Genomic DNA, 8,560 nt, shown 5'->3' with positions numbered 1-8,560 from the left:
CACTAAACCCACAGGGGGGGGGGTTCGGTTGGGGGCGCCCCCCCGCGGGGGTCAAAAAAACCCCCCCCCCCCCCCCGGCTGGGGGGGGGGGGGGGGGGGCGCCCCCCCCCCCCCCCCCACGTCGGCGTATGCCCTCCCGCTCGACCTCGGCGGACGAGCGGGCTGCGGCCTGCGCTACTCTTGAATGTCGCCGCTGTCGCACCGCGCTGACCGTGCGCGCTCCGAGGGCGGCGACAGCCGCATTTTCCCAGCTCCAAGCCCCAGGAAGTGACATGCCTCCGAAGAAGAAGCTCGTCAAGACGTTCACGCTTCAGCTGCCGGCGGGCCAGGCCACGCCGGCGCCGCCGGTCGGCCCCGCGCTCGGCCAGCACGGCGTCAACATCATGGAGTTCTGCAAGTCCTACAACTCGCAGACCGAGTCCCAGCGGGGCGACATCGTCCCCGCCGAGATCAGCGTGTACGAGGACCGGTCCTTCACGTTCGTGCTGAAGACCCCGCCCGCCGCCCGGCTGCTGATCAAGGCCGCCGGTGTGCAGAAGGGTTCGGGCGTTCCGCAGAGCGAGAAGGTCGGCTCGGTCAGCCGCGCCCAGCTGCGTGAGATCGCCGAGAAGAAGATGGCCGACCTCAACGCCAACGACATCGCCCAGGCCGAGAAGATCATCGCCGGCACCGCCCGGTCGATGGGCATCACCGTCAACGACTGACGTCGGCCCAGGCCGTCGACCCGACCGTGGGAGGGCCCGCGCCGAGCGGCCCGCCAGAGACCACAGGAGTAATCAGCAATGCAGCGCAGCAAGAGCTACCGCAAGGCCGCCGATGTCATCGACCGGTCCAAGCTCTACACCCCCGCCGAGGCCGTGAAGCTGGCCAAGGAGACCACCAACGTCAAGTTCGACGCCACGGTCGAGGTCGCGATGCGCCTCGGCGTCGACCCCCGCAAGGCGGACCAGATGGTCCGCGGCACGGTCAACCTGCCGCACGGCACCGGTAAGACCGCCCGCGTGATCGTGTTCGCCAGTGGCGCGAAGGCCGAAGAGGCCGTTGCCGCGGGTGCCGACGAGGTGGGCACCGACGAGCTGGTCGCCCGGATCCAGGGTGGTTGGCTCGACTTCGACGCGGCGATCGCCACGCCGGACCAGATGGCCAAGATCGGCCGGATCGCGCGGATCCTGGGCCCGCGCGGTCTCATGCCGAACCCGAAGACCGGCACGGTGACCATGGACGTCACCAAGGCGGTGCAGGACATCAAGGGCGGCAAGATCACCTTCCGGGTGGACAAGCACTCCAACCTGCACCTGATCATCGGCAAGGCCTCCTTCACGGAGAGCCAGCTTGTGGAGAACTACGCTGCGGTGCTCGACGAGGTGCTGCGTGCCAAGCCGTCCGCGGCCAAGGGCAAGTACCTCCGCAAGGTCATCGTGACCTCCACGATGGGCCCGGGTGTTCCGGTCGACCCGAACCTGGTGAAGAACCTCACCGGAGACGCCGCCGAGGCCTGAGCCGACAGTTCGCTCCACCGGGGCGCCGCCACGACCGTGGCGGCGCCCCGGCGCGTCCAGGGCCTGTTTCATGAGGGCGGTCGTGCCGAGGCGGAGTCCGGGCGGGCCCGCCGCAGGCCGGCCAGTCCTGATGAAACAGGCCCTAAGGTGTGGCACCCTCTATCCCTATGCGGCTGGAGAACGTCTGGTTGCGGTACCACCGGCGTGGGCCGTGGGTGCTGCGCGGCGTCGACGTGCGGATCGGTCCGGGCGAGGTGGCCGTCGTTCTGGGTCGCAACGGGGTGGGCAAGTCGACACTGCTCCAGGTGGCCGCCGGGGTGCTCCGGCCGGGCCGGGGCCGGGTCGCCGACCGTCCGGCACGGGTGGGCTGGGTGCCGGAGCGTTTTCCCGCCGACCAGCCGTTCACCGTGGCCCGCTATCTGACCGGCATGGCCCGCGTGGCGGGGCTGGGCACGGCGGCGGCCGACGAGGCGGTGTCCTCCTGGACCGACCGGCTCGGGTTGTCCGCCTTCCGCTCGGTCCGGTTGCCGGAGCTGTCCAAGGGCACCGCGCAGAAGGTGGGCCTCGCCCGGGCGATGCTGCGCCCGCCGGGCCTGCTGGTGCTCGACGAGCCGTGGGAGGGTCTGGACGCCGCCACCCGCGAGCTGGTTCCCGAGCTGATCTCCGAGGTGCTCGCCGCCGATGGTGCCGTGTTGGTCAGCGACCACCGTGGCGAGACGGTCCGGCTGCCGGCCGCGCGCCGCTGGTCGGTGGCCGACGGGTCGCTGACCGAGGAGACGCCGTCGGCGGACGAGACGTTCGCGGTGGTCGAGGTCGCGGTGCCGACCGCGCGGGTCGCCGGCACCGTCGCCCGCCTGCGGGCCGAGGGCCACCACATTCTTCGGGTACGCGCCGACGACTCCACCACCGCGCCGCGGGCTCGACCAGCCGAGCCGCCGGGGGTGGCCGGTGCTGCCCGACCCGCCGAGCCGCCGCCGACGGTGGACGGGCAGCCGACAGCGGAGCAGCCGGACGCCACCGACGCGGTGGTCGAGCAGGCCGGGGAGACCCGGTGATCGCCCTGGTGCGGATGCGGCTGGCCGGCTTCCTGCGGACCGGGCGGGCGTTGGCGCCGCTGCTCGCCGGCCTCGTCGTGCTCGGCACGCTCTACGGCGGCAGCCCGGCCCAGCCAGCGGAGGCGTACGGTGTCTCGGCCGTGGTGCTCTTCCCGGTGCTGGCCTGGCAGACCAAGATCCTGTTGGATGTCGAGCCGGATGTGCAGCGCCGGCTGGCCCAGGTGACCGTCGGGGTGGCCCGCGAGCGGCTTGCCGGGCTCCTCGCCGCCGGGGTGGCGGCGCTGGCGACGGTGGCCGTCGCGCTGCTCTTTCCGTGGCTGGTGGGTGGGGTCACCGGCCCGGTGGAGCCGGGGGACCGGTCGATCCCGGTCGGGCTCGCGCTGGGGCTGTGGGCGCACCTGCTCGCCGTACCCGCCGCGGTTGCCCTCGGTGCGCTGGCCAGCCGGGCGTCGGTGGGCGGTGCCGCGTACGGCGTCGCGGTGCTGACCCTCGGCGGTGTCGGCGCGGTGGTGCTCGGCCTGAGCGGGTCGGTGGCACCCTGGTTGGCACCGCCGATCATGGCCGCGGCCCGCGCCACCGGGGGCCACGCCACGGCGCTCACCCTGCTGGCGCTGAGCGGGTGGGCGCTGGCCTGGAGCGCCGCGGTCGTCGGCGGCTACCTGTGGCGGCGGCGGGCGCACGGCTGAGCGGTGCCGGCGTCGGTGACGTGGCTCACCTGGCGCGATTTGGTGCTGGTGGCCCAGGCGCGTAGTCTTCAGTCGTCATCCGTGTTCTCATGGATGAGGAACCACCCAAAGACCGCTGGTCACCGTGCTTCGGCACGGTCGAAGGTCCCGCGACGACGGGCGACCCGCGTAGGGCGGCAAGCGTAACTCGGCAGTGCACATGGTCCGCCGACTGTGTCGATCTGCTGGCCCTCGCCCCGTGCGCCCTGCGCCGGGGCTTTTTCGTTGTCGTGCTGCCTCCGCCCCCGTTCCGGCTTCGGCTGTGACGGGGACCAGCCTCGAGTAACGAGAGAGGAGGGACATGGCGGACAAGCCGATTCGGGCCGACAAGGCCACGGCCGTCGCTGAGCTGACCGAGAGCTTCCGTAGCTCGGGCGCCACCGTGCTGACCGAGTACCGCGGTCTGACGGTTTCCCAGCTCACCCAGCTTCGGCGCACGCTCGGCGCCGAGACCAGCTACACGGTCGCGAAGAACACGCTGGCCAAGCGTGCTGCGACGGACGCGGGCATCACCGGCCTCGACGAGCTGTTCACCGGTCCTACCGCGCTGACTTTCGTTTCGGGCGACGTCGTCGAGGCGGCGAAGGGGCTTCGCGACTTCGCGAAGGCCAACCCGAAGCTCGTCATCAAGGGCGGTGTCTTCGAGGGCAAGGCCATTTCCGCGGCCGAGGTCACGAAGCTCGCCGACCTGGAGTCCCGCGAGGTGCTGCTGGCCAAGCTGGCCGGCGCGATGAAGGGCAACCTGAGCAAGGCCGCGGCCCTGTTCCAGGCCCCGCTGTCGAAGACCGCCCGTCTGGCGGCTGCCCTGCAGGACAAGCGCGAGAAGGAGGGCGCCGAGGCGGCCTGAGGCCCCACGGCGCACCAGTTCTTTACTTAACAGAATCAGGAAAGGACGCCAGATATGGCGAAGCTCAGCACCGACGAGCTGCTCGACGCGTTCAAGGAGATGACGCTGATCGAGCTCTCTGAGTTCGTGAAGCAGTTCGAGACGACCTTCGAGGTCACCGCTGCCGCTCCGGTCGCGATCGCCCAGGGCGGTGGCGGCGGTGCCGCTACTGCCGAGGCCGAGCCGGAGCAGGACGAGTTCGACGTCATCCTCGAGGCTGACGGCGGCAAGAAGATCCAGGTCATCAAGGTCGTGCGCGAGCTGACCGGCCTGGGCCTCAAGGAGGCCAAGGACGCGGTCGAGGCCGCGCCGAAGGCCATCCTGGAGAAGGTCAACAAGGAGACCGCCGACAAGGCGAAGGCCAAGCTCGAGGGTGAGGGCGCCAAGGTCACCCTCAAGTGACCTGACGTTCTACAAGCGCGTACCTGGCTCGTGAGCCGGGACACTATCGCGTCGCGGCGGGCGGTGATCCGACACGGATCGCCGCCCGCCGTGTCTGTGGGCCCGGCACCGACCCGCTCTGAACTGGCCTCGGATGGCTGTCACCGTCGATCCGAACGAGCGTGGCCGGTCGCCCTCCGGTGGGAAAGAACTGCCGACCCGGATACCGGCCCTTGACGCGGCCCCGGGCTGCCAGGCACGCTGACACCAGCAAGACACCGCGCTTGCGACGGCCACGACGTGGGTATGACAGCGGCGGCACCATCGGCCGCGTCGACCTGAGCGGCCCAGTGGGGACGTTGCGTTCTGAGCGGCCCGGCAGACCCCGGTTTACGGGGGCCGAGGCACGTTCCGCAAACGACCTGCGGGGTGGGCTGGACAGCGGTTAGCCTCTCGGCTACACTGCTAGTTTGCGCTGCCTTCCGACTTGACCCCTGCTCGGAAATGTCCGTTTACGGATATTTCTGGTGGGGTCATTGGAGTGCACGCGTACCAGCCGTTCTGCAGCACCGGTCCTCGGAAGGACGCATCTTGGCAGCTTCCCGCCCTGCGAAGACCAGTCGTACGTCGAGCGCATTCGCTCCCCGCCGAGTTTCATTCGGCAGGATCACCGAACACCTCGAGGTCCCCAACCTCCTTGCCATCCAAAACGAGTCATTCGACTGGCTCGTCGGCAACGAGGCTTGGCAGGGCCGGTCGGCGGACGACCCGCACGCACGCTCGGGTCTCGCGGAGATCCTTGAAGAGATCAGTCCCATTGAGGACTTCTCCGGCACCATGTCACTCTCCTTCTCTGCGCCGCGCTTCGACGAGGTCAAGGCCTCGATCGAGGAGTGCAAGGAGAAGGATCTGACCTACTGCGCTCCGCTCTTCGTGACCGCGGAGTTCACCAACAACACCACTGGCGAGATCAAGAGCCAGACGGTGTTCATGGGTGACTTCCCGATGATGACGCCCAAGGGCACCTTCGTCATCAACGGCACCGAGCGCGTCGTGGTCAGCCAGCTCGTCCGGTCTCCGGGCGTGTACTTCGACAAGCAGCCGGACAAGACCTCCGACCGCGACCTCTCCAGCGTCAAGGTCATCCCGAGTCGGGGTGCCTGGCTGGAGTTCGACATCGACAAGCGCGACACGGTCGGCGTACGCATCGACCGCAAGCGTCGGCAGGCCGTCACGGTCCTGCTCAAGGCCATCGGCTGGTCGGCCGAGCGGATCCGTGAGAAGTTCGGCTGGTCCGAGCTGCTGATGACCACGCTCGAGAAGGACCACATCGCCGGCCAGGACGAGGCCCTGCTAGACATCTACCGCAAGCTGCGCCCTGGCGAGCCGCCGACGCGCGAGAACGCCCAGACCCTGCTCGACAACCTCTTCTTCAACCCGAAGAGGTACGACGTCGCCAAGGTCGGGCGCTACAAGTTCAACAAGAAGCTCGAAGTCGGCGTTCCGATCACCACCGGCACGCTGACCGAGGACGACATCGTCGCCACCGTGGAATACCTGTGCCGGCTGCACGCCGGTGAGGACGGCTACGAGGCCGACGACATCGACCACTTCGGCAACCGCCGCCTGCGTACCGTGGGTGAGCTGATCCAGAACCAGGTCCGGGTCGGCCTGTCCCGGATGGAGCGGGTCGTCCGCGAGCGGATGACCACGCAGGACGTCGAGGCGATCACTCCGCAGACCCTGATCAACATCCGCCCGGTGGTGGCGGCGATCAAGGAGTTCTTCGGGACGTCGCAGCTGTCCCAGTTCATGGACCAGACCAACCCGCTGGCGGGTCTCACCCACCGGCGCCGGCTGAGCGCGCTCGGCCCGGGTGGTCTGTCCCGGGAGCGGGCCGGCTTCGAGGTCCGCGACGTGCACCCGTCCCACTACGGCCGGATGTGCCCGATCGAGACGCCGGAAGGCCCGAACATCGGCCTGATCGGCGCGCTGTCCACCTTCGCCCGGGTCAACCCGTTCGGCTTCATCGAGACGCCGTACCGGAAGGTCGTCGAGGGTCGGGTCACCGACCAGATCGACTACCTGACCGCGGACGAGGAGGACCGGTTCGTCAAGGCGCAGGCCAACGCGCGCCTGAAGGCGGACGGCACGTTCGCCGAGGAGCGGGTGCTCTGCCGTCGTAAGGGCGGCGAGACCGAGGACGTCCTCCCCGGTGCCGTCGACTACATGGACGTCTCGCCCCGGCAGATGACCTCGGTCGCGACCGCCATGATCCCGTTCCTCGAGCACGACGACGCCAACCGGGCACTGATGGGCGCGAACATGCAGCGCCAGGCGGTGCCGCTGGTCAAGGCCGAGGCGCCGCTGGTGGGCACGGGCATGGAGTACCGGGCCGCGGTCGACGCCGGCGACGTGGTGGTCGCCGAGGTCGGCGGTGTGATCGAGGATCTCTGCGCCGACTACGTCACCATCCACCAGGATGACGGTCACCGCCGGACGTACCTGCTGCACAAGTTCCGCCGCTCCAACGCCGGCTCCTGCGTCAACCAGAAGCCGGTCGTCTTCGAGGGCGACCGCGTCGAGGCCGGTCAGGTCATCGCCGACGGGCCGTGCACCGACGAGGGCGAGATGGCACTCGGACGCAACCTGCTGGTGGCGTTCATGTGCTGGGAGGGTCACAACTACGAGGACGCGATCATCCTGTCGCAGCGCCTCGTGCAGCAGGACGTGCTCACCTCGATCCACATCGAGGAGCACGAGGTCGACGCTCGGGACACCAAGCTCGGCCCGGAGGAGATCACCCGCGACATCCCGAACGTCAGCGAGGAAATGCTCGCCGACCTCGACGAGCGCGGCATCATCCGGATCGGTGCCGAGGTCGTCCCCGGCGACATCCTGGTCGGCAAGGTCACGCCCAAGGGTGAGACCGAGCTGACCCCGGAGGAGCGTCTGCTCCGCGCGATCTTCGGTGAGAAGGCGCGTGAGGTTCGGGACACCTCGCTGAAGGTGCCGCACGGCGAGACCGGCACGGTCATCGGTGTGCGCACGTTCTCCCGTGAGGACGGCGACGAGTTGCCGCCGGGTGTCAACGAGCTGGTCCGGGTCTACGTCGCCCAGAAGCGCAAGATCCAGGACGGCGACAAGCTCGCCGGCCGGCACGGCAACAAGGGTGTCATCTCGAAGATCCTGCCGATCGAGGACATGCCGTTCCTGGAGGACGGCACCCCGGTCGACATCGTGCTCAACCCGCTCGGTGTGCCGAGCCGGATGAACATCGGCCAGGTCCTGGAGACCCACCTCGGTTGGGTCGCCAAGACCGGTTGGAAGGTCGAGGGCGACGACGCCGACTGGAAGCGCCAGCTCCGCTCGATCGACGCGCACGAGTCCGAGGGCGACACCAACGTGGCCACCCCGGTCTTCGACGGTGCCCGCGAGGAGGAGATCTCCGGTCTGCTCGAGTCGACCCTGCCCAACCGGGACGGCAAGCAGCTGATCGGCCGCACCGGCAAGGCGCAGCTGTTCGACGGGCGTTCCGGCGAGCCGCTGCCCGACCCGATCGCGGTCGGCTACGTCTACATCCTGAAGCTCAACCACCTGGTCGACGACAAGATCCACGCTCGTTCGACCGGTCCGTACTCGATGATCACGCAGCAGCCGCTGGGTGGTAAGGCGCAGTTCGGTGGTCAGCGTTTCGGTGAGATGGAGTGCTGGGCGATGCAGGCGTACGGCGCCGCGTACGCCCTGCAGGAGCTGCTCACGATCAAGTCCGACGACGTGCTCGGCCGGGTGAAGGTCTACGAGGCCATCGTCAAGGGCGAGAACATCCCGGAGCCGGGCATCCCGGAGTCGTTCAAGGTGCTGCTCAAGGAGCTGCAGTCGCTGTGCCTCAACGTCGAGGTGCTCTCCAGCGACGGTGTGGCCCTGGAAATGCGCGAGACCGACGACGAGGTGTTCCGGGCCGCTGAGGAGCTGGGCATCGACCTGTCCCGGCGCGAGCCGAGCTCGGTCGAA

Annotated in this window: 6 protein-coding genes and 1 pseudogene; all 7 read left to right on the top strand. The window is 69.2% G+C overall.

What is annotated here, in order from left to right; genetic code table 11:
* Positions 1-272: 272 nt before the first annotated feature.
* Positions 273-704, top strand: a complete 432-nt coding sequence (rplK, locus tag ACGFIQ_RS13130; protein ID WP_357079466.1) for a 50S ribosomal protein L11 — start codon at positions 273-275, stop codon at positions 702-704.
* 78 nt (positions 705-782) lie between these two features.
* Entirely contained in the window at positions 783-1,499 is a 717-nt protein-coding gene (gene rplA / locus ACGFIQ_RS13125) for a 50S ribosomal protein L1 (RefSeq protein ID WP_357079469.1), read from the top strand.
* A 167-nt stretch (positions 1,500-1,666) separates the two neighbouring features.
* Positions 1,667-2,554, top strand: a complete 888-nt coding sequence (locus tag ACGFIQ_RS13120; protein ID WP_393243151.1) for an ATP-binding cassette domain-containing protein — start codon at positions 1,667-1,669, stop codon at positions 2,552-2,554.
* Positions 2,551-3,240 carry a hypothetical protein gene (locus ACGFIQ_RS13115; RefSeq protein ID WP_393243149.1) on the top strand — a complete coding sequence of 230 codons (690 nt, stop codon included), beginning with the start codon at positions 2,551-2,553 and terminating at the stop codon, positions 3,238-3,240. The genes ACGFIQ_RS13120 and ACGFIQ_RS13115 overlap by 4 nt, the downstream gene beginning before the upstream one ends.
* A 340-nt stretch (positions 3,241-3,580) precedes the next feature.
* Positions 3,581-4,126, top strand: a complete 546-nt coding sequence (gene rplJ, locus ACGFIQ_RS13110; protein WP_204942106.1) for a 50S ribosomal protein L10 — start codon at positions 3,581-3,583, stop codon at positions 4,124-4,126.
* Between the two features lie 54 nt (positions 4,127-4,180).
* Positions 4,181-4,567: a 50S ribosomal protein L7/L12 gene (gene rplL / locus ACGFIQ_RS13105; protein WP_357079481.1), complete on the top strand. Its 387-nt coding sequence runs from the start codon at positions 4,181-4,183 to the stop codon at positions 4,565-4,567.
* 570 nt (positions 4,568-5,137) lie between these two features.
* Positions 5,138-8,560: pseudogene (locus ACGFIQ_RS13100) on the top strand (DNA-directed RNA polymerase subunit beta); the annotation flags it as partial.

Source organism: Micromonospora sp. NPDC048898 (assembly GCF_043198035.1).
Classification (GTDB): domain Bacteria; phylum Actinomycetota; class Actinomycetes; order Mycobacteriales; family Micromonosporaceae; genus Micromonospora.
Note: the sequence above shows the minus strand (reverse complement) of the source record. Positions and strands in the feature narration are given on the sequence as shown.